This window comes from Citrifermentans bremense (assembly GCF_014218275.1).
Classification (GTDB): domain Bacteria; phylum Desulfobacterota; class Desulfuromonadia; order Geobacterales; family Geobacteraceae; genus Geomonas; species Geomonas pelophila.
In genome coordinates this window covers 2302731-2323853 of the sequence record NZ_AP023213.1, presented here as the reverse complement: position 1 = coordinate 2323853, position 21123 = coordinate 2302731, and the positions used below count along the sequence as shown (strand labels likewise).

At 58.8% G+C, this 21123-nt stretch carries 17 protein-coding genes and 1 riboswitch; of the genes, 8 read left to right on the top strand and 9 right to left on the bottom strand.

Going from position 1 to position 21123, the window contains the following annotated elements; genetic code table 11:
* The first annotated feature begins 6 nt into the window (after positions 1 to 6).
* From GEOBRER4_RS10225 to dcd, 6 genes are all read left to right on the top strand, one after another.
* Positions 7 to 1245, top strand: coding sequence for a two-component system sensor histidine kinase NtrB (locus GEOBRER4_RS10225; protein ID WP_185242209.1), 1239 nt, complete (start codon positions 7 to 9; stop codon positions 1243 to 1245).
* Positions 1242 to 2591, top strand: coding sequence for a sigma-54-dependent transcriptional regulator (locus GEOBRER4_RS10220; RefSeq protein ID WP_185242208.1), 1350 nt, complete (start codon positions 1242 to 1244; stop codon positions 2589 to 2591). Before GEOBRER4_RS10225 ends, GEOBRER4_RS10220 begins: the two co-directional genes overlap by 4 nt.
* 412 nt (positions 2592 to 3003) lie before the next feature.
* On the top strand, positions 3004 to 3549 hold the full coding sequence (locus tag GEOBRER4_RS10215) for a DNA-binding protein (protein ID WP_185242207.1): 546 nt from the start codon (positions 3004 to 3006) through the stop codon (positions 3547 to 3549).
* A 19-nt stretch (positions 3550 to 3568) separates the two neighbouring features.
* Positions 3569 to 4465 carry a transporter gene (locus GEOBRER4_RS10210; RefSeq protein ID WP_185242206.1) on the top strand — a complete coding sequence of 299 codons (897 nt, stop codon included), beginning with the start codon at positions 3569 to 3571 and terminating at the stop codon, positions 4463 to 4465.
* A gap of 24 nt (positions 4466 to 4489) precedes the next feature.
* A complete protein-coding gene (locus GEOBRER4_RS10205) occupies positions 4490 to 5317 on the top strand; it encodes a hypothetical protein (RefSeq protein WP_185242205.1) in 828 nt (275 codons plus the stop codon).
* A 338-nt stretch (positions 5318 to 5655) separates the two neighbouring features.
* Complete coding sequence (dcd, locus tag GEOBRER4_RS10200) at positions 5656 to 6174, top strand: dCTP deaminase (RefSeq protein ID WP_185242204.1); 519 nt, start codon at positions 5656 to 5658, stop codon at positions 6172 to 6174.
* A gap of 13 nt (positions 6175 to 6187) precedes the next feature.
* Here dcd and GEOBRER4_RS10195 read toward each other — a convergent pair whose 3' ends face one another.
* Together GEOBRER4_RS10195 and GEOBRER4_RS10190 are read right to left on the bottom strand one after the other, a co-directional pair.
* On the bottom strand, positions 6188 to 8449 hold the full coding sequence (locus GEOBRER4_RS10195) for an ATP-binding protein (protein ID WP_185242203.1): 2262 nt from the start codon (positions 8447 to 8449) through the stop codon (positions 6188 to 6190).
* Between the two features lie 9 nt (positions 8450 to 8458).
* Complete coding sequence (locus tag GEOBRER4_RS10190; RefSeq protein WP_226377759.1) at positions 8459 to 9307, bottom strand: phosphate/phosphite/phosphonate ABC transporter substrate-binding protein; 849 nt, start codon at positions 9305 to 9307, stop codon at positions 8459 to 8461.
* 327 nt (positions 9308 to 9634) lie between these two features.
* Between GEOBRER4_RS10190 and GEOBRER4_RS10185 the strand changes: the two genes are divergently transcribed.
* Positions 9635 to 11272 carry a sensor histidine kinase gene (locus GEOBRER4_RS10185; RefSeq protein WP_226377758.1) on the top strand — a complete coding sequence of 546 codons (1638 nt, stop codon included), beginning with the start codon at positions 9635 to 9637 and terminating at the stop codon, positions 11270 to 11272.
* A gap of 18 nt (positions 11273 to 11290) precedes the next feature.
* Here the strand turns inward: GEOBRER4_RS10185 and GEOBRER4_RS10180 are convergent, their stop codons facing one another.
* From GEOBRER4_RS10180 to GEOBRER4_RS10170, 3 genes are all read right to left on the bottom strand, one after another.
* Positions 11291 to 12028 carry a sulfite exporter TauE/SafE family protein gene (locus GEOBRER4_RS10180; protein WP_185242202.1) on the bottom strand — a complete coding sequence of 246 codons (738 nt, stop codon included), beginning with the start codon at positions 12026 to 12028 and terminating at the stop codon, positions 11291 to 11293.
* The gene (locus GEOBRER4_RS10175) at positions 12025 to 13239 is read right to left on the bottom strand and encodes a molybdopterin molybdotransferase MoeA (protein ID WP_185242201.1); all 1215 of its coding nucleotides are present in this window, start codon (positions 13237 to 13239) and stop codon (positions 12025 to 12027) included. The genes GEOBRER4_RS10180 and GEOBRER4_RS10175 overlap by 4 nt, the downstream gene beginning before the upstream one ends.
* Positions 13240 to 13477: 238 nt before the next feature.
* On the bottom strand, positions 13478 to 14746 hold the full coding sequence (locus GEOBRER4_RS10170; protein WP_185242200.1) for a M20 family metallopeptidase: 1269 nt from the start codon (positions 14744 to 14746) through the stop codon (positions 13478 to 13480).
* A 297-nt stretch (positions 14747 to 15043) separates the two neighbouring features.
* Positions 15044 to 15120: riboswitch (cyclic di-GMP riboswitch) on the top strand.
* Positions 15121 to 15205: 85 nt separating this feature from the next.
* Between GEOBRER4_RS10170 and GEOBRER4_RS10165 the strand changes: the two genes are divergently transcribed.
* The gene (locus GEOBRER4_RS10165) at positions 15206 to 15877 is read left to right on the top strand and encodes a lipid-binding SYLF domain-containing protein (protein ID WP_185242199.1); all 672 of its coding nucleotides are present in this window, start codon (positions 15206 to 15208) and stop codon (positions 15875 to 15877) included.
* Between the two features lie 92 nt (positions 15878 to 15969).
* Here GEOBRER4_RS10165 and GEOBRER4_RS10160 read toward each other — a convergent pair whose 3' ends face one another.
* The 4 genes from GEOBRER4_RS10160 to GEOBRER4_RS10145 all read right to left on the bottom strand — a co-directional run bounded on the left by GEOBRER4_RS10160 (position 15970) and on the right by GEOBRER4_RS10145 (position 21026).
* Entirely contained in the window at positions 15970 to 16803 is an 834-nt protein-coding gene (locus GEOBRER4_RS10160; protein WP_185242198.1) for a transporter family protein, read from the bottom strand.
* Positions 16804 to 17061: 258 nt separating this feature from the next.
* Complete coding sequence (locus GEOBRER4_RS10155) at positions 17062 to 17931, bottom strand: DUF4384 domain-containing protein (protein WP_185242197.1); 870 nt, start codon at positions 17929 to 17931, stop codon at positions 17062 to 17064.
* Between the two features lie 142 nt (positions 17932 to 18073).
* Complete coding sequence (locus GEOBRER4_RS10150; RefSeq protein WP_185242196.1) at positions 18074 to 19426, bottom strand: hypothetical protein; 1353 nt, start codon at positions 19424 to 19426, stop codon at positions 18074 to 18076.
* Positions 19427 to 19436: 10 nt separating this feature from the next.
* The gene (locus GEOBRER4_RS10145; RefSeq protein ID WP_185242195.1) at positions 19437 to 21026 is read right to left on the bottom strand and encodes a caspase family protein; all 1590 of its coding nucleotides are present in this window, start codon (positions 21024 to 21026) and stop codon (positions 19437 to 19439) included.
* Positions 21027 to 21123 lie beyond the last annotated feature (97 nt).

Here is a 21123-nt window from a genome sequence, read left to right as displayed (position 1 = left end):
AAACGAATGTTCAGAAAAGCTACGCTGATACTTGGGATCCTCGCCACCTGTTCCCTGCTTTGGTTTGCCGTCTACAACTACCGGCAGGCCGGTCCCATCGCCGAGGAGAACCTGCGCGGGCTCGCACTCACGCTTTCTTCGGCCATCGAGAACCTGGCGGTGAGCGACCCGAGCCTTGCCGGACTCGCCAAATTCCGCACCAACGATATCGCCTACTTCGCCCTGGTGGACCGCGAGGGGCGTTTCCGCTTTCATTCCAACCCGGACCTGATCGGCACTTACCTGCCGGGGATCCGGCGCGGTGCTACCCCTGGCTTCGAGCGAAGCGAATCGCGGGTCACCCTGGGTACGGGTGAGCAGGCGTTTCTGCTCACCGCTCCCGTCGATCTTCGCGGCGAAATCCTTGCCCTCCACCTCACACTGCATACCTATCGCGCCGATGCTGTTTTGCGCAGCGCGAAGCTGAACATGACCATCATGCTGGCGCTCATCGCGGTAGGCTGGCTTCTTAGTCTCGGCCTTTTCCGCTATGCCCGAAGGGAAGAACAGCATCAGGCCGAGCTGGCTCGCAAGGATAACCTGGCCAAGTTGGGGGAGATGGGGGCGCTTCTGGCCCACGAGATCAGGAACCCACTGGCCGGGATCAAGGGATTCGCCCAGGTGATAGCCAAAAAACCCCAGGAAGCGCGCAACGAGCTCTTCGCACAGAACATCGTCACCGAGGCCGTGCGGCTGGAGACGCTGGTGAACGACCTTTTGGCCTACGCCGCGGGGGATGGCTTCCCCCGGGAGCGCTTCGACCTGAGCGAGCTGATCGATCATGCGCTCTCGCTGCTGGCCCCGGAGGCCTTGGAGCGTGAGGTGACCGTTTCCTGCCGTTGCACGGGCTCCTACTACCTGTCGGGGAGCAGGGACCGGTTCGAGCAGGCGCTCCTGAACCTGGGTAAAAACGCGCTGCAGGCCATGGTAGCGGGCGGGGTACTCGAAGTCGCCTGCGCCTCGGCCGGGGGCGAAGCACAGATCAGCATCAAGGATACCGGGCATGGGATAGAGGAAGCCGACCTCGCCAAGGTGTTCGACCCCTTCTTCACCACCAGGGCCAGGGGGACCGGCCTGGGACTCGCGCTCTGCAAGAAGGTGATCGAGGAACACGGCGGGACCATAAAGCTGGAGAGCAGGATGGGGCAGGGGACCACCGTGACGCTCCTCTTGCCTTGCCTTGCCGTCGACAAGGAGCAGACATGAAGGGAAACATTCTGGTGGTTGAGGATGACGCGACCTTCCGCGCCTTTCTGGAGACCGTGCTGCAGGACGACGGGCACCAGGTGCAAAGTGCCGCGGACGGCGAGAAGGCGCTTCGGCTGCTGCGGCAGGGAAGCTACGACCTTGTCGTCTCCGACCTGAAGCTTCCCGGAAGAAGCGGGCTAGATCTCTTCCGCGAGACGCGCAACGACCCATCCGCGCCGCAGTTCATCTTCCTGACGGCCTACGGAAAGGTCGGAGAGGCGGTCGCCGCCATCAAGGAAGGGGCGGTTGACTTCCTCACCAAGCCGCTGCAGGACCCCGAGGTGCTGCTCCGCCTGGTGCGTCACGTGATACAGGAGCAGCTCCGGGAGCGGGATTATCTTTCCCTCAAACAGTGCGAGGCTGCGGGGCTGCCGCCGGAGGAGCTCATCTTCGCCGGCCAGGCGATGACCCCGGTGCGCAAACTGGTCCACGACGTCGCCGACACCACGGCCAACGTTCTCATCTTCGGCGAAAGCGGGACCGGCAAGGAACTCGTCGCTAGGACCATACACCAGCTGAGCTCACGCCGGGACGCCGGTTTCGTCGCGCTCAACTGCGCCGCGATCCCGGAGACCCTCCTGGAAAGCGAGCTCTTCGGGCACGAGAAGGGTGCTTTCACCGGCGCCATGCAGGCGCGGCAAGGTAAGTTCGAGCTGGCCCGCGGCGGGACCATCCTCTTGGACGAGATCGGCGAGATGCCGCTGGCACTGCAGGCGAAGCTGCTGCGGGTGATCCAGGAGCGCGTCTTCGAGCGGGTGGGGGGGACCAAGGAGATCAAGGCGGACGTCAGGCTCATCGCGGCGACCAACCGGAACCTGCGCGAGGAGGTCGCGGAGCGCCGCTTCCGCGAGGACCTTTACTACCGCCTCAACGTTTTCCCGCTGCAGCTCCCTCCCTTGCGCGAAAGGATCGACGCCGTACCGGTTTTGACCCGGTACTTCATGCAACGCTTCAGCCTGCAGTCGGGCAAAACGCTCAAGGGGATCGAGGCTGACGCCCTGGCCGCCCTGGAAAGGTACCGCTGGCCCGGCAACATTCGGGAACTGCAAAACGTGATGGAGCGGGCGGTCATTCTCTCCAGGGACAAGGTCGGGAAAACCGCCCTCCCCGAGGAGATGCTGCGCAAACCCGAACCGGACGCGCTGGATGGCCGCGAGAGGCTCAAGTCGGCCGAGAAGGAGATCATCGCCGAGGCGATCAGAAAGCACGGCGGCAACCGGCGGCTCGCCGCCGAGGAACTGGGCGTATCCAGGCGGACCCTTCAGTACAAGCTCAAGGACTACGGCTTCCTGGAAGAAAGCTGACCGGTGCAAAACGACGCCGGGTGTGTGCAAGCAATTGCACCATTTTCCCTCCGCGCAGCTATCCTTCGCTGTGTCAATCCCCGATAAATCAGTCTGTTGCGACCAATAGCCGAATTGGCACGAAGCGTGATAATACCGTGAGTAATGCGGAACCGCGGGTAATGGTCACAAATGGGAGGTATCGGGATGCAGGCGGCTGGATTCCCACCGGCCGGATGCGTCACTGGTGCAAGGGAAAAGGGAGCTAGCATGAAAGGTTTTATGGCAGCGGCGGTTTTGGCGGCAGCATTTCTGGCTTTGTCTGGTTGCTGCGGGTTGCATCACATCTGGTAACGGTTCAAGTCAAAGGTGCAGGACTGCGCGGGTCCTGCACCCGGTATCGAAGCTTTTAAACCATGCGGAGTTAACGGCAATGAAGCGCTTTCCCCTCATCCTCATATTCGCAGTTCTGTTGAACTGCCAGCTTCTGGGCCAGGCCAGCGCCGGTTTCTTTGGTTTTGGTTCAGAAGACAAGGGGAAAAGCGGCCTGGATTTCAGCAAAGGGTACGACCTGAACACGGTAGGGACTTTTTCGGGACGGGTTACTGCCTCGCCTCGGCTGGCAGAAAACGAGCAGTACATCATTGAGATCGAAAGCGGATCGGAGACGGTGAACCTGAGTGTCGGGCCGGATAGCTTCTGGGAGAAAAAGGGGATTCCGGTTAAAGTCAACGACGAGGTCACCGCCAAGGGGGCCCGCGCCCAGGGACGGGACGGCAAGACGTATCTCCTGACGCAGAAGCTGGTAAACCGCAGTACCGGCAAACAATTGGAAATCCGCAGCGACCGGGGCGAACCGGCATGGTCCGGACGCAGCGCCGCCGGTGCCGCGCAGATGAGGGGCGGTATAGGATTCCAAGGTGGCGGCTTCATGCGCGGCGGAGGAATGATGGGAGGCGGCGGCATGATGAGGCGCTGACCGCCGCCCAGGAGTGTGAATGAGTAGATTGAAAACCTTCCGGACCACGTTTTTCGTTCTGATGCAGGCCCTTTGCCTGCTGACTGCGGGAGGGGTGCGTGCCGAAGGCCCCTTGGTCTCGACCGGTATCGGTTTCGAGTTCGCCTCAGGTTCCTACGGCCTGGGCACCAGGACGGATTCCATCTACGTCCCCTTCACGCTTGCGGTCTACCCCTCTGAGCGTCTCGGGTTCATGCTCGAGATCCCGTACGTCTACCAGAGCAGTTCCGCCGTCAACACCGGCGTACTGCTGGGTCCGGGGGGAGGGCAGATGGCCGGGATGCATAAGGAAGCAGCCGCCATGCCCGGATCGGGAGGCACGATGCCTGGAGGAGGCGGAACACCGGGCGGCGGCAATGGGAGCGGAGGAGGAACGTCCTCCACTAACCAGTCGCGCCAGGGGGTAGGGGATCTGACCCTGAAGGGTGGCTACGTCCTCGTCCCTGAAGGGGAGTTCGTTCCCAGGGTTCGTCCCTACCTCTTCGTCAAGATACCGACCGCGGACCGGGACCAGATGCTTGGGACCGGGGAGTTCGACGAGGGGCTGGCGGTGGAGCTCTCGAAGCAGTTCGGCAACTGGTACTCGTTCGCCGAGGGAGGCTACACCTTCCAGGGGAAGTCATCTGTGCTGGCCTTGAAGGATTACTTCAGCTTTAATGCCGGAACAGGTTACCAGCTGGGAGAAAGGTTTCTACCGATGGTCATAGTGAAGGCGGCCGGCGCTCCCATCGAGGGGGCCAGCGAGCTGCTGGAACTCAGACTTAAATTGAAGATGCTGGTCGGGGCCAAAAGCGGGGTCGATGGGTATGTCGCGAAAGGGATCACCCGGAGTACCCCGGACTACGGCGTCGGGCTGGCATTCTACCACGATTTCTAACTACATGTTTCAAGGGGGCACCATATGAAGAAGCAGATCGCAGCAGCAACGATTATCGCAGCAGCCATGCTGGCCGGATGCGGCGGCGGTGGAGGGTCCGCCACACCGACTAGCGCAACAGTGGCAGGCAAAGTCGCCGACGGATACCTGGTAAACGCCACCGTCTTCATGGACAAAAACAACAACTACCTCTGGGATGAGGGGGAGCCTAAGACCACCACCGACGCCAACGGCGCCTACACGCTCACGGTCGACCCGGCAGATGTCGGGCAATTCCCCATCATCGCCCTTGCCATTGCCGGCACCACCATCGACAAGGACACCAACAGCGCCGTTCTTCACAGCTACCTCTTGAGCCTTCCTAAAGAGAGCGTTACCGGCACGGTCAGCACCGACAGCAACTTCCTGAGCCCCATGTCGACCCAACTGCGTGAGATGATGGAAACCGGCAACTACGCTACCATGTACGATGCCATGGTCGACCTGAGGACGAAGCTCGGGCTCGATTCCAATGCCGACCTGATGGCCGACTACATCGCCAGTCACAACAGCACCATGCACACCACCGCGCAAAACATGGCAACGATGATGGGCCAACAGCAGAACCTGATGTTCCGTAACTACTCCGGCGCCAACCACCTCGACGTCACCCGTTACCGCAACATGATGGGAGCGATGTTCAGCAACATGTCGACGGTCAGGACTAATACGCAGACGTCCTCCCAGATGACCGACATGAGCAATGCCATGTACAACAACCTCAACAACATCGCAGCAGGGCTTCCTTACCAGAACATGGGCTCCTTCAACAGCGGCATGACCTGGGGCAATTCCATGATGGGAGGAAGATAGCCAGGGTTAAGCTTAACCTTTGCTGCTGATCCAGAAACGGCACCCTCGGCGGATTGATCCGTCGGCAGGTGCCGTTTTTTTTGAATCTTTCTCAGTTGTGTTTCTTGAGGTCTGAGAGAGGCAGTTCCCGGAATGTGGGCATTATTTGCCCACGAAACGCTGCACGAGAACCAACGTGCCCCCTTTGCGAAGGGGGGACAGGGGGGATTTGCTCTTAACCTTCTGTAACATTGACTGCAAGAAGCCGGTTAGCCGTGAAAACGTGCTATTATTCTGCTTTGGCTTTGAACTGCAATATATCCGAAGCCTGCGGTGACCTGGAACAATGGGAGTTGATCATGTCGATACTGGTAGGCGAGGAAATAAGAGCTGCGATCAAGCGAGGCGAAATAGCCATTGATCCGCTGGATGAGTCGCAGATAGGTCCTGGGTCGGTCGACCTGACGCTGGGCAACGACTTCAGGGTTTTCAGAAAGCAAGACGGGATCTGCCACGTGCACAACGAGTCGGATTTTGCCGATGTTACCGATCTCGTCTCCCTGGCGGAAGGGGAGTACATCACCATAGCCCCTTGCGAGATGATTCTCGGCATCACCAGGGAGCGCATCACCCTTGCAGAGTCGATGGCGGGATGGCTTGAGGGACGAAGCCGCTTCGCCCGGTTTGGCCTCGCGGTGCACGTTACAGCGGGTTTCATGCAGCCTGGTATCTCGAACCACCAGGTGCTGGAAATCGTGAACTTGGGCCACAGGCCGCTGGCGCTTTACCCCGGGACGCAGATCTGCCAGTTCGTATTCGATAGGTGTATAGGAGCCGCGCGATACCAGGGGCGGTTTGTGGACCAGTGGAAACCTTGAAAGGCACATCCGCCTACGCCTGCAGCGCCTCTCTGACCTTCGCCGCCAGCGCCTGGGTCGTGAACGGCTTTTGCACGAAACAGACTTCCTGACCTATGTTGCCGCGTTGCGAGATGATGTCCGAGGTGTAACCCGACATGAACAGGCACTTCATATCAGGGTGAGATTGGTGCAAAAGCTCTGACAAGTCGCGGCCGTTCATCCCCGGCATGATAATGTCAGTAAGCAACAGGTCGATCTTCATCTTGCCGCCATTGGCAACTTTCACAGCCTCCTCGGGAGACCCCGCCGCCAAGACCCGATAGCCCAATTCCGACAGCATGGTAGTGGCAAGCGCATTGATGGACGGTTCGTCCTCCACGAGAAGTATGGTCTCGTTGCCCCTGATAGCCGCGACCTGCCGGCGTTTAACTTCCTGCGCTTCCTCCTGTGCGGCGGGGAAGTAGATCCTGAAGCTGGTGCCGACCCCGGGCTCGCTTTGAACCTCGATGTACCCATAGTTTTGCTTTACGATGCCGAATACCGTCGCGAGCCCCAGCCCCGTCCCGCGCCCGACTTCCTTCGTGGTGTAAAAAGGCTCGAAGATCCTTTCCAACACCTCGCGCCTCATGCCGCAGCCGCTGTCGCTCACCTCCAGCATCACCCACTCTCCTGGGGGCATCTCTACCGGGCGCTTTCCATCTTCAGGCGACAAGTCGACATTCCGGGTCCTGATCTCCAGCTTCCCGACTCCGGCGATGGCATCCCTCGCATTGACGCAGAGGTTGGCCATGATCTGATCCAACTGCGTCGGATCAAGTTTCACCTTCCAGATATCCCGCCCCGGCGACCAGGCAAGGTCGATGTCCTCTCCGATTAGCCGGTGCAGCATCTTCAGCATATTCCCTATGACCTCGTTCAGGTCGAGTACCTTGGGCTCAGCGTGCTGCTGACGAGAAAAGGCAAGCAACTGCCGCGTGATGTCGGCGGAACGGTTGGCCGCGTCCTGGATGCCCTGCAGCCTCTCATGGAGCTTTCCCGTGGGCTCGACACCCATCATGGCCAGCTCGGCATTGCCAATGATGACACCCAGCATGTTGTTGAAATCGTGCGCAACTCCGCCGGCCAGCTGGCCCACCGCCTCCATCTTCTGCGACTGAAGCAGTTGCTCCGCAAGCCGTGCTTTTTCCGCCTCCATCCTTGCTTTTTCCGTCAGGTCGCGGATGACGAGCACCATCCCCGCCAGCGTTCCTGCGCTGTCTATGATGGGGGCGCCTATCACTGTCACCGTGCGGCAGACGCCTTCACGGGACCAGACCTGGTGCTGGCCGGGGAGTTCGACGGTGCGCCTTTGCTCCAGCACAGCCTGAAGCGGCTCCCGCACGTCGCGGAGCGGGTCGTTCGCCTCGATGCAAAGAACCTGGTCCAGGCTGACCCCAGCCGCTTCACTCTCGGTCCAGCCGGTCATAAGCTCGGCCACGTGATTTACCAGCACGATCCTGCTTTCTATGTCGGTGGCTATGACGCCGTCCCCAATTGATTGCAGCGTGACGGAAAGACGTTCCTGCTCCGCTATCAGGCGCTGTTCAGCCCGCAGGAGTTCCCCCGACGAATGGTTGAGCGCGTCGGCCAGCATGTCGATCTCGAACACCCCGCGCGGCACGGAGACCTGACCACCCTTGCGGTTTTGCAGCTCGTGGGCGAAGCGGCTCAGTTCCCGCACCGCCTTTAACGGCGGCCTGACCACAAGGGCCATGAGGATGGTTCCGACCATGATCCAGAGCGCGCCGATGGTAAGCGTACTGCGCCAGGTGGCTTGCACCAGGCGTTGCGCGGTGTCCAGGCTCAAGGAGACTTTGACCCAGCCCAACTGCTCGCCGGCCAGGATCGGCGCCCAGCTCACCAGCTGGTTTCCTTCGCGCTTCAGGATGGGGAGGGAGCCCTGCGGGACCGTGATCGTCTTGACCTTGTAGTTCAACTTTGGCCGTTCGCTGCGGTTGGGGCGCTCGATGTTGCACAGAAGATGACCGTCCAGTTCCGCTACCTGAATGCTCACCACCTCCGGCAGGTTGGCGCTGTCGAGCATGTTTGCTTCCAGCCCTGCGTATTCCTGTATCACCATGTAGTGCGCGGCGTTATCGGCGTCGCTGCGGGAGAGGATGCGCAGATTGTCGGAGAGGGTCTGGATGTAGACCGATGTCTGCCGTTTGCCGATCCACCAGCCGTAAACTGCGATCAACAGGGTCAGGATGAGGGCGAGGTAGACGATGATCTTTACTTCGAGGCGGCTCGTCATATGGCTGGGCTACTTCGACTGCTGCCGAGGTCCCTCAAGATCGACCTTGGCAAAAAAACCGTAATCCCGCTTGAAGTCGGCCTTTACCGGGTCGACGAGCTTCACGTCCTTCAGGATCCGGCGCCCTTCCTCCGACTGGTCCAGGGCGAGCACCGCCTTGGTCACTGCATTCTGGAGCTTTTTGGGGACTCGGGGGTGGGCCGCCAGGGGATGCGGCGCTATCTTCTCGGTACGCAGGATGACGCGGAACTCGCTGAGCATCTCCGGAGCGTCGTTGATGACGCTGGTGTCAAGGGTGACGCCGGCGTCCACCTTCCCCAACAGGACGCTCTTGGCTACGTTGATGGTCGATCCGCTGAAGGACGAGTTGTAGTTGATTGCGCCCTGGCCGGTGAGAAGGGCGTGACGCGTGATGACGCTGCAGATGGATTTGGGCCCGACGGAAGCGATGGTCTTCCCCTTGAGCTCGCTCACCTTGGTGTAGGGGGAGTCCTTTCTCACGAAGACCTGCCCCTGCAACTGATGGGAGCTGCGCACTAGCGGAACGTATTTCTGCTTCTGGTAGGCGAGATAGAACATGTTCGGCGCGGAGTAGGTGAAATCCGCTGCACCTTTCTGCGTATCCTCCAGAAAGACGTCGATCTTGTCGTAGAGCTTCAGCTCTATATCCACACCCAGTTGCTTGGAAAGGTACTGCACTAAAGGGGTCCAGTTCTTGTGCAGGGTTATGGCAGGCTGATTGGGAACAACTGCAAGGACGTATCTCTTCTTAGCTGGCTCTGCTGACAGTACAGGTAGGGCAAACAGCAGCACCAGTGTGAAGACGATGCAGCATCCACCCAGTTTCAACATTGACATGGAACCCTCCTGAACAATTGAATCCACTGAAATGATGGTCTTATGCCAGCAAGTCCCTGGCTTCCAACAATTAACTGCTATTTTACATACCACACAAATCCAAAAAGTCAGTCACCTTTCTCACAATTGGCTTGCACTATGACAGTAGATTATCCTCCATGTGAATGCATCCTGCGCCTTCAAAGGTGTTGGCGCGACGACTTTCGCCGGTTCCACCGACAATTGAAACTTGAGGTGTTATAATTCGCTCTTGTCTTTCCCTGGCATCTCCCTGAAGCCGTAACTGACGCGGCATATCTGTAAACCTTAGCCCACCAGGAGGCACCGATGAAGCACGGAAACCGCGACATGGTGCGCCGGAAGCGCCGGAACTCAGCCGAGGAACAACAGGATGCAAGCCTGGACCAACAGGTCCAGCAACGGAACGAGGAACTGCTATGGACGAACCGGGCGCAGCAGGCTGAGGTCGCCAAGCGGTGGCGGGCCGGGGAGGCGCTTGCCGACAGCGAGCAGATGCTCTGGTACGCCGCTTTGGCGGCTGGCATCGGCATGTGGCACTACGATCTCATAACAGGGGACCTGGTCTGGAACGACAGGTGCAAAGAGTTGTTCGGCTACCCCAGCGACTTCGCGATGACCTATCAAGCCTTCCTCGATGCTATAGCGGAGGAGGACAGGCATAGTGTGGACCAGGCGGTCCAGAACGCTTTGCAGGAGAAATCGGAATATGCGGTGGAGCTGAGGGTCATGATGCAGGACGGCCAGGTGCGCTGGATATTGTGCAAGGGGCACGCCTTCTACGACGCGCAGGGCAAACCGCTGCGGATGGCAGGCATAGCGTTGGACATCACCCAGAGAAAAAAAACGGAAGCGGCGCTGCTGAGGGCCAAGGAGGAATGGGAGAGGACCTTCAACAGCGTCCCCGATCTCATCGCCATACTCGACGAGGAGTGCCGCATAGTGCGGGTCAACGAGGCCGTGGCGCAGCGTATCAATCTCGCAGCCGACCGGTGTGTCGGCCTTTTCTGCTACCAGGTTCTCCACGGGTTGGATGCACCGCCGGACTTCTGTCCCCACGGGCAAAGCATGGCGGACAAGATGCAGCACATAGCCGAGGTGTACGACCCGCACCTTGCCGGGACTTTTCTGGTCAGCACCACGCCGCTTATTTCGGCGGACGGCAAATCGATGGGAACTGTCCACGTGTCCAGGGACATAACGGAGCGCAAAAAAGCCGAAGAGGAGATCGCCCGGCTGAACGCCGATTTGGAAGCGCACCTTGCAGAATTGGGGGAGATGAACCAGGAACTTGACGCGTTCAACCACATGATATCCCATGACCTGCGGCAACCTTTGAACGTCATGTCCCTTGCCTGTCAGCACATCGAGATGCTCTGCAGCAGCGACAATCCAGAGTGCCGGTGCAGCATTCAGACGCTGGAACAGTCGGTGGTCCGCATGAACGGCATGATCGAAACCCTGCTCTCGTTCTCGCGTTCTACGCACGGGACTCTGTCACGGCAGGAGTGCGATATGAGCGAGTTGGTGCAGGTAATTCTAGCGGAATTGAACCTGGCTGAACCGGCGCGCAGGATCACCACGGTGATACCGCAAGGGATCAAGGTCAGCGCGGACCCGCGGCTGCTGCGGACGGCATTGGAAAACCTCCTCGGCAACGCCTGGAAATACACTGGGGGCTGCGAACAGGCGTGCATCGAGTTCGGGGTAATAGAAGGGGAGGTAAAACCTGTATATTTCATCAAAGACAACGGGGTTGGCTTCAACATGGCCGAAGCCGACAAGCTCTTCGTCCCCTTCAAGCGTCTGGCTGGGGTCGACGGGTTCAAAGGTTCGGGCATCGGCCTGGCTACCGTGGAAAAGATCATCAAACGGCATGGCGGGAGGATCTGGGCCGAAGGCGAGCCGGACAGGGGAGCCGCCTTCTACTTCACCCTTGAAAGTTGAGGCCTCATCTTCACAAGGCTACACCAGCAGCATCTTGACTCCAGCCACCATCAGCACCATCGACAACGCCTTCACTATTCCCACCACCGGGAGCCTCGCGCTCCCAAGATAAGATCCGATCACGCCTCCCAACAGGGCTGCGAAGGCGAGCAGCGGGACGAAATAGGGGATCTGCTGCAGGCTGCTCAGATGCCCTAGGAGCCCGGCCGCTGAGTTCACCAGGATGAAGACTGCGGCGACCGCAGATATCTCACGCACCCGACCCCACTTGAAGAGCAAAAGCAAAGGGCTGAGAAAGATCCCTCCTCCCACCCCGGTAAGGCCTGAAAGCAGCCCCAGCAAAGCGCCGACAAGAAGTGCCACCGGTGTGGGCGGCGGTTTCACCGCAGTGTCCTCCCTTTGGGTGTGGCAGCTGAGGCGGACCGCCGACGCGACGAGCACCAACCCCACCAACGGCTTGTAAACGTGGTCGGGGAGGACCAGGTAGCCGCCAACGAAGCTGCAAGGGACCGAAGTCAAGGCGAAAGGCCAGAGAAGTCGCCAGGAGAAGTGACCGGCGCGGAAGAAGACGCAGGTGGCGACCCCGGCAACCAACAGGTTCAAAACCAGCGCGGTCGGTTTGAAGGCGGCGGGCGCAACGCTGAAAAGCGCCAAGGTCGCGATATATCCCGAGGCGCCGCCGTGGCCTACGCTCGAATAGAGGACGGCCACGACGAGTACGGTGGCCAGCAACAGTGACAGAAACGGCAAGGTCACTGGCTCACCTCCATCTCTCCCTGCTCGAACCACCGGTCCAGGAGCACGACCTCGACTTCGCACCCCGCCTCCAAGGTCGACTCCGGCGCGAGCTTCATCAATCCGTTGCCAAGCGTCAGCGATGAAAGCCTTCCCGAGCTTTGGTTGCCCGTAGTGGAAACCAGGTATCGATCTCCGTGCCACGAGACTAACCCGCGCACCAGGTGCGGTCGGCTCCCCTTGTTCACAGCACGCTCCTGCAAGAGCGCGTTCACCACGGGGCGGAGGATGCGCCGGTGTCCCATTGCCTTCAGTAACGAAGGGCGCACGAAGAGTTCGAACGAGACCATGGCTGCAACCGGGTTGCCGGGGAGGGCGAAAACAGGTTTTCCCTGCAAGGATGCGAATGCAAGGGGCTTGCCCGGCTTCATGTCGACCTTCCAGAACTGGATCTCGCCGCCGAGTTGCTCGATGGCAGCCTTGACAAAATCCCTGTCCCCCACCGACACGCCCCCCGTGATGACCAGCATGTCGGCATCCATTCCTGCGCTGATCATCTCGCAGGTAGCCGCGAGCGTGTCGGCAGCGATGCCGAGGACCACAGGTTCGCCGCCGGCCTCCACAACCTGTGCCGCCAGGCTGTAACTGTTGCTGTTGACGAGCTTGCCGGGGGAGGGGGGGGAGCCGGGCTCCAAAAGCTCATCGCCGGTGGCGAGTATGGCGACTCTCGCTTTGCGGTAGACGGCCAGCGTTGTCTTGCCCATAGCGCAGAGCATGCCGATCTCCTGGGGTCGGAGCACCGAACCGGCAGGTATGACGACATCTCCGCGGGCTATATCCTCCCCCCGCAGACGGACGTGGCTTCCGGCCCTGGCCGGGGCTTTAAGCCGGACGAACTCGCCTTCTACCTCTACCTCCTCGATGGGAACCACTGTGTCGCATCCGGGAGGAATGGGGGCTCCAGTCATGATCCTTATGGCGCAGCCGGCTGGAACAGGTTCGTCAATGACGTCACCGGCGGGGAGGAAACCGACGATCTTCAATGCGGGCTGTGATTCGTGACAAAAGGCGAACCCGTCCATCGCGGAATTGTCTGCGGCGGGGATGTCCCAAGGGGCGACATGGCTCTCTGGTGTGATCCGGTTCAGCCCGTGCGATACCGGGACCTGTTCCGTTTCCAGTGGAGTTATCTGCTCGAATATGGCGCGCTGCGCTTGCTCGATGCTGATCATGATGCCGCTTCTTCGAGCCGGATCTTGGACCGGACCTGCAAAAGTGTTGGATCCGCGCTGGTTTGGGCGCTCATGCTGTCAGCTCCTTTTTCTACGGTGATAGGGCTGTCACACGCTGCTTGCCATCATGAAGCAGCAACTATCCTGACAGTTCCGGCAAACGACCCGATGGTTATATCAAATCTGCATAATGACGCAAGTAGTCATGATTCATTCCAGACCGCCGACTTCGCATGCCCTACGACGCCAGCCAAGCGAGCGCAGCGACGACCATTGCCTCTACGCCGGTTTCCAACGTCGGATGGATCACGGGAGCAAAACGGGGGCTATGGTTGACCGGTAGTTCGCGGAGCGTTCCAGCCTCTTTGGCTTTTGCATATGTTTCCCTTTCTGTGCCGCCAACGAACCAGAAGACAGACGGAACCTGCCAAGCCGTGCCGAAACAGCCGAAGTCCTCGCTCGCCGGCGCCGGTCCGGTATGGTGCACCCGTGCCGGGGAGAAATGGGCGCGAAATGCATCGGCGATCCGTTGGCTCGCCGCCTCGTCATTGAGATTGAGGGGATACCGGTCTAACGGGGTGATCTCCGGTTTGCGGGGAGAACCTGATGCTGCGGCCTCGGCGTTGACGATACGCTCGATCGCAGCCAGCACGCGCTTGCGGACGCCGGCATCAAAAGTGCGGACGTTCAGCTTTATGATCGCCTCGTCCGGAATTATGTTCTCTTTCGTGCCGGCTTGCAGTACGCCGATCGTGACGACCGCTGCCTCGGTCGCGGCCAGCTCCCGCGAAACGACCGTCTGAAGCCGCAGGACCGTCGCCGCCGCCATGACAACGGGATCAACGCTGGCTTGCGGCATTGATCCGTGTGCGCCACGTCCAAACAGCCTGATTTGAAGGCTGTCCGCCGCCGAGGTAATGGGGCCGGCACTTCCGGCGATGTCGCCGGTCGCCCCGAGCATGACGTGTTGCCCGAGTATGACAGCTGGTCGGGGAAAACGCGTGAGGAGGTTGTCGTCGATCATTGCCTGGGCGCCTTGCGCCGTCTCCTCGCCGGGTTGGAAGACCACCATCAACGTCCCTCGCCAGGGGCTCAACTCCTGAGCGAACAAGGCGGCGGCGCCGGCGAGCCAGGCCACATGCATATCATGGCCACACATATGTCCGACCGGAACGGTTTTTCCTTCCGCATCTGTCGAGGTCACTTGGCTCGCGTAGGAAAGACCTGTCGCCTCTTCAATGGGTAGCGCATCCATATCGGCGCGCAACATGACCGTCGGCCCTTCACCGTTACGGAGCAGTCCTACCACACCTGTCTTTCCAACGCCGGTCGTCACCTCATAACCTGCCCTACGAAGCCACTCCGCAGCTAAAGCAGCGGTTCGCGTTTCTTGCATCGACAACTCAGGGTGGGCGTGCAAGTCTTTGTACAGGGTTTCAAGATCTGGGGTTAGCCCGTCGAGATTCTTCAGGATGTGCTCCGAGGCAGTAGCTGTCGTCGTGTTCATAACTGTCGTCCTCGCAATACTGGTGGATCACGTGAAAGTGCCTAGCGGCGGCCTCAAAAGAGTCGTCGGGTTCAGGTGGAGCGTGTCGACATCCTGAACAATGGCAGCTAATTGCATTATTGCAACCAAACCATGTCTTCCTCACCCCATCTAAATAGCACCCAGGCGATGCGAGCGCTCCCCCCCAAATAACAGAACAGAAGGGCATGAGAGCGGGCAAAACAAAGGATCGACATGTTGCGTATGAGATTGACATGACTCCAGTTACTGTGTTAATAGGGACCATTAATTCCTGATACACGACAATACTCAACCACTCGCGAGAGTGGGGCGGAAAGCCTACAGGGTCTCCTTGAGACAGCCGGGTTGCCGAAATATCAACAAGATATTCAGCCCCGGCTTTTTTGCGTCTGCACTATAATTAAGGGTGTGGATCTGCATTCACCAAGGAGGAAATTTATGAGACACAGAAACTTTATTGTTGCGGCAATGATGGCGCTGGTGATGGCGCTGACTACCACGGCGGCCTATGCAGAAAGCGGCGCCGCCAAGATCGAGGACTGCATAGAGGTCGTCAAGGTTATCAAGGCCATCCCGGAAAAAGGTGTTCCGCCGATGCTGTTTAAGGACGCCCAGGCTATCGCCATCATCCCCGCGGTCGTGAAGGTCGGCTTCGTCATCGGAGGCAGGTACGGCACCGGCGTTGTTACCGTGCGCGATGAAAAAGGAAAGTGGACCGATCCGGTATTTATCAAGATCGCGGGGGGAAGCCTAGGGTGGCAAATCGGAGCTGAGTCGACCGACCTTTTGCTCGTGTTCAAGACCAAGAAGAGCGCGGAGGGAATATTCCAGGGACGATTCACCCTTGGGGCCGACGCGTCTGTTGCAGCAGGACCTGTGGGAAGAAGCGCCGAAGGGGCGACAGATCTCACTCTCAAGGCCGAGATCTACTCGTACTCGCGCAGCCGTGGCCTTTTTGCCGGGGTGGCGCTGAACGGCGCCGCCATCATGGTTGACGATGACGCCAATGCTTCGTATTACGGCAGGAAGTATCTCGGTCCGAGAAGCGTCGTAGCAGGGGAGGGGGGGGAGCGCAGTCGGGCGGTAGCCGAACTGCTGGAACTCTTGTGATCTGACGAAGCGTCATGTTGATGCAGCAAAAATGAAACCCGCCTCGGCAGCGTGCCGAGGCGGGTTTCGTTGTTCCAGTATCCTGCCAGTTCCTAGAAGAGGTAGTAAAGGGACACGCCGCCCTTGAAGCCATCGACCGAGGTGACGCGGACTTCGGTTTCTTTCCCTTTAGCGTCGGTGGCAATGTTGTAGGCCACGCTCGGCAGCAGGTAGAAGTTGTGCGCCAACTCGATGTAGCTGGCCAACTCGAAGGTGAAGTCCTCGTTGGCGGTGATGTCGCGAGCGGAGGTGTTGAAGTTGGCATCGACACGCGCGTCAAGGGTGACGGTGTGGCTCAGTTCCTTTTCCAGACCGACGGAAACGGTGTGGGTGTCCTGCTCGTCGTGGTTCCTGATGGTGGCACGGTAGACGGCGTAGGGGATGTTGTGGTGACCCATGTTGGCGCTGGCGGCGATAAAGGGGCTCACGTCAGTGGTACCGGACCCAGCGTTGCTGCCACCGGCGGTATCGAACTTTACGCCAAGGCCGGCAACGACGGTGCACGGCTTCTCTTCGCCGCCCAGCAGGCGGTATTTCCCTTCAACGGCGAAATCGCCGAAGCCGTCGCGTTTTTCGTATTCCGGCTCAAAGCCGTCAAACTGCACCTTTACCCGCTCGCTGAAGACGTAGGGTACCGACGCGGAGACTTCAAGACCGCTGCCGAGACCCACGCCCATGGAGTAGACCGATTCGGTGGCGTTCGCGGTGAACTTTCCGGACTCGGCAGGGGTGTTGAGCTTGCCGCTGAAGTGGGAATATTCGAAGAGCGCCTGCGCCTCGACCTGCTTCTTGTCGAGGACGTCGGTGATCAGCAACTTGTGTTCAGCGCGTGCTGCGGTCGAGGTCAAAAGTACTCCGCCAACTACTGCCAGAATCATCTTCTTCATGAAACATACTCCTCCTGAATTAAATTTTTCCTCCGTCCCTAACACTTAAGGAGGCCTGTCAGTAATACCTTCCAATCAGGAGTAAACACTGAGTCAGCTTCCGATGAATTAGAGCGAAGAATCCTTCATTAATACAATAAACATATCGCTATGACAACCATAAACTAGTTTATTGCTACAATGGTGAGAACGTTTAGCGATTGAGATTTGTCATGTGCGGCAGCAGTCACGGCGGGTACCGGATTCCTATCCATGTACTCAATTAGTTTCGGTACTAAGATCCGTCTTTGCCTCGGAGAATTCAGCCACACCAGCACTTTGACTGCTTTTCCCCTTGGCGGTAATCTTCACTCCGCGGGTCCTGAGGGGGAGGTCGGATGCCTTGGTTTTTATCCCGAAGACAGCACCATCAGCCTCCACCTCAACGTCACCTGGTGGTGCAGTGCTGGCATAAACCGTTACCGCCTCGTTGCCCAACGGGGCAGAGACCACCATATCATAGCGGTCCCCACCGGATGGGAGTTCGTAAACAACCCCTCCATTAAAGTAACTGCTTTCCCGGTAAGGGTTGGGGAGAAGTTGCACCAGGCTTCCTCCTGCATCCCGGTACACCACCCGTCCGTAAAACGGCTTATTGCCCTTGAGGTAAACCTTGATCCGTTCACCCTCTAGATACCTCTTTTTGTCGGTCCAGACCCGTACTGAAAGCGGAGAGCCAGGGTCGTTCTCCAAGGATTTCTGCCGATCCTCGGCCAGTGCGGCCATCGCCTTCTCATCGGGAAGCACTTCCGCCTTGATGCTCACCTTGAAGCAATCCCCGAGTCCTTCTTCCTTGTACCACTTCTTATCCAGCTCCTGCACCACTTTGACTTGTGCGTTAGAGTAGGCACTCACCAAATCCTTTTCCAGCATGCCGTCTTTGACCAGGCTCTCGGACTGGATATGGACCACAGCGAACTCCGCCGCCTTTCTTTTGGCATCGTTGAAGGCTGCCAACTCTGTCTGCTTTCGTGATCTGTCATCCCCCATGCAGGCGTATCCTTCTACCTCCGTTACCATGGACTCAGCGGCGTGAAGCTCGGAGGCCAGCAACGCGAGTAGCGCTATCACTAAGAGGAACCTTTTCATATATTCTCCAGTTTGAGGAAATTGCCGCCAGGGTTGCACTGGCGCCTGCGGCTTTCCGCGAGGTTTTAGCCGCCCTCGAGGGCATCGTACAGTGGGCGCCGATGCTTTTTGCGATGTAAGCGGAACCCCGCGCGAAAGCGGGCTACTTGCCAGTTACCAATTCATAGTTTTGGTAGGTAGAGGTTGTCCTGCTTCCATATTCCCCTTCGGCCACTATTGCCGTTTGAGAACCAGATGTAGGGAGTACACTTTTCATTTTCGACATGTCCACCTCGCCCACGGCGGAAAGAAAGATTCCCAGGTCTTCCAGGTAATAGTCCTCCATCACTGTCGTCTTATTCATATTAGCCCCCGGCATCCGGATGTTCATTTCGTACTTCAGAGCCCAGGCTGCACCGGTAAGCTTCGGGTTCAAGTCGTGCGCCATGTTTTTGCCGATGACCCGCCATTTGGTCAAAACGGTCGAATCGTATTTAGAATCGGCAATATAGGCGCTTTCCACCCGTTCGGATTGCTCCGCACCTATCCGCAAGGGAAACAGGCTCCCCTGCAGTTCGACGCTCTTAGTGACGGTGGCGGTTTTACCGTTCATCTCTGTGCCTAATGGAACGGAGCCACACAAATAGATGTCCATGGATGTTTGAATATTATTCTGGGAGTAGTTGTAACGTGCACGAAGGACAGAGCATTTCCCGCCGATGGGGGTTAGCTCCTTGGTGACGCTCTTGCCGGTAGCCGCGGGGGTAGGGAGCGTCGAACTTTTGGACCCGGTGAATTCAATCTGATCCTTGGTCTGGTAACTGATGGTGAGCGGCTTTGATCGAGGCGTGTTGCGATACCCCTCCGATGTCTCAATGGCACGCCAGACAGATTCGCTTACCGCAAAGGGTGTTTGCGGCCGGGCCGGTACGCGGTTGCACTCCTCTTCCTTTTGAGCCGCTTCATTCACATGGCGGCCATTCGGATACTTGTTGATGTAGGCACGAAACGAAGCACTGGTCCCAGCACCGACAGCGAGCGTCCACTGCCGTTCCTCTTCGTGTAGATTTGCCTCTTTCTTAACTTTGACGAGTCTTGCCGGTACCAAGGCAGCAAACAACCCCGACGGATAGCGTCTAAGGTACTCCTCGTAGCCGGCCTCGCTGGCCGCGCTGTTGGCCGCGTCCCAGGCAGCTTGTTCTTCCTGGACTGCCAGTTGTGTTGCCGCCTCCCGCTCCATCCGTACTTTATTCGCTGCATCGGCATCCATTTTTTTCAGCCGGGATTTCGCCAGGGCACTGTACTTACCCGCAGGATATTCGTCCAGGTAGGCAAGATAGTCCTCTCGGGTACCACCCTTTTTCACTTCTACCCAAAGGAAGCTTTCCGCATCGGATTCAGCGGCTTCCGCTGCTACAGCTTCGGAGGCTGGGATCACCGCCCCTTCAAGGGCCGGTATAGAAAGAATCAGCCCCAGGCTCGAGGCTAGAATGATCTTAAGTGCAGAATGAGACATGGTGGCGCTCCTAGAGATAATTTTCAGTGGTCGAACCGTCGGTGTGCTGCCGTCTAGAGGCCCGGGCGATCATAGAATCGGATTTTGCCCAAGTCGAAGGTCGGTAGGCTGCTTCGTTTTTTATCATCGCGATCTCCGTAGTCCTGAACGGGGCGGAAACCATGTCGCCTACCAAACCGGATACAACCGTAGATGGAACGGCGGTGATGCTCGAGGGGTTGTTTTGGTTTGCGGCCTCATTCTCCTTGAGGAGCCGTTTGGTCTCTCCCAAAAAGGAGACTTGATCGACTTTCCTCTCTTTGATTCGCTCTTTTTCCTGAGCTGCTTCACTGGCTATTGCGGCATCAGCCTTGGCCCGCCATGCCTGGGCCTGTGCAGGGTCCTTTTTCAGGCCGAGACCTGCGTCATAGCGTGCCGCTACCTTCAACATCGCTTGTATGTTGCCGGACTGGGCGACCCGCAGCTGTTCCCTGGCGGCGATAGACTCTATCTTGTCGCGCCACTTCGCTGCTTTGGCAGGATCCTTCGCTACACCGATCCCCGCATCGTAATAGCGGGTCATCTTCTCCATAGCGTCGACGTCCCCGGCTTCTGCGGCACTAAGGGTGCTCCTTGCCTCGTCGGCTTCTTTTATCAGCCTTGAGCGGGTTTCGGCTGCAGTCTGCTCTTGCAGCTTTTGGACACGCCTTTTGGCCAAAGCGGAATACTTCCCCTTGGGGAATTTCGCAAGATAGGCGTCGTAATCCTCGGCGGTGTTTCCTTTTTGCACCTCGTTCCAAAGGACCGTTTCCGCATCCTCGCGCACCGGGGCGGGGGAGGAGGGCGGTTCGGCAGCTTCAACAGGTTCGGATTCCAGCTCGGCCCCGGCAACCGCTACACTGCCAGGGGCAAAATGGAAGTTCTTCTGCAAGGTGGCGGGGCCGTTGATGTAGGGGGTCTGCCTGCGCTCGCTCCCTTGCTCGACTTCCTCACTGGCACGCGTCAAGACCCCTCCAAGGCTCAGGTCCTTGCCTTTGAAGGCGGCCAGAAGTCCTGCAGTGAACAACCCGTTGCGCCCATCCCCATCCGCCGCCACGCCACCGGGGTCCGTCGCGTACACGATGACGGTCCCCTTGGGGGCGCTTGTCGGGGCGGCCAGTCCGCGCGTGGCGCCCGATCTGAATTTGCCCGTCAGGGGGTTGTTGCGGCAGGCGTCGAGCATGACGATGTTGGCGCGGCTTTTGCCGTTCTCCATTTCGTCCAGAAGCTGGTTCAGGTTCACGCTTTTGTAGGGGACCTGGGCTTCCGATTCGATCTTGGCGTCGACCGGGACCAGGAAGTTTTGACCTTTTATCTGCAGCCCGTGGCCGGCATAGTAAAAGAGGGCCGCCTCGCTGTCCCCTATCTTGCGCCCGAACTCGTATATGGCCGTGTCCATCTCCTCCTTGGTCTGATTCTTTCTCTCGATGACCTCGAAACCGAAACCGCGCAGCGCCGCCGCGATGTCCTCCGCGTCGTTGGCGGGGTTGGCAAGAACGGGCATGCTGTCGGAAAACTTATAGACGCCGTTGCCAATCACCAGCGCGACGCGCTTGCCGCCGGCTGATTCTCTCTTAACCACGGCGATTCCCCGGTCCTGATTCGTTGCTGGGGCGGCGGCTAACACGGGGACTGCACAGAAAAGGAGTCCGGCAAGGGATACGAATCGCGAGAAACGA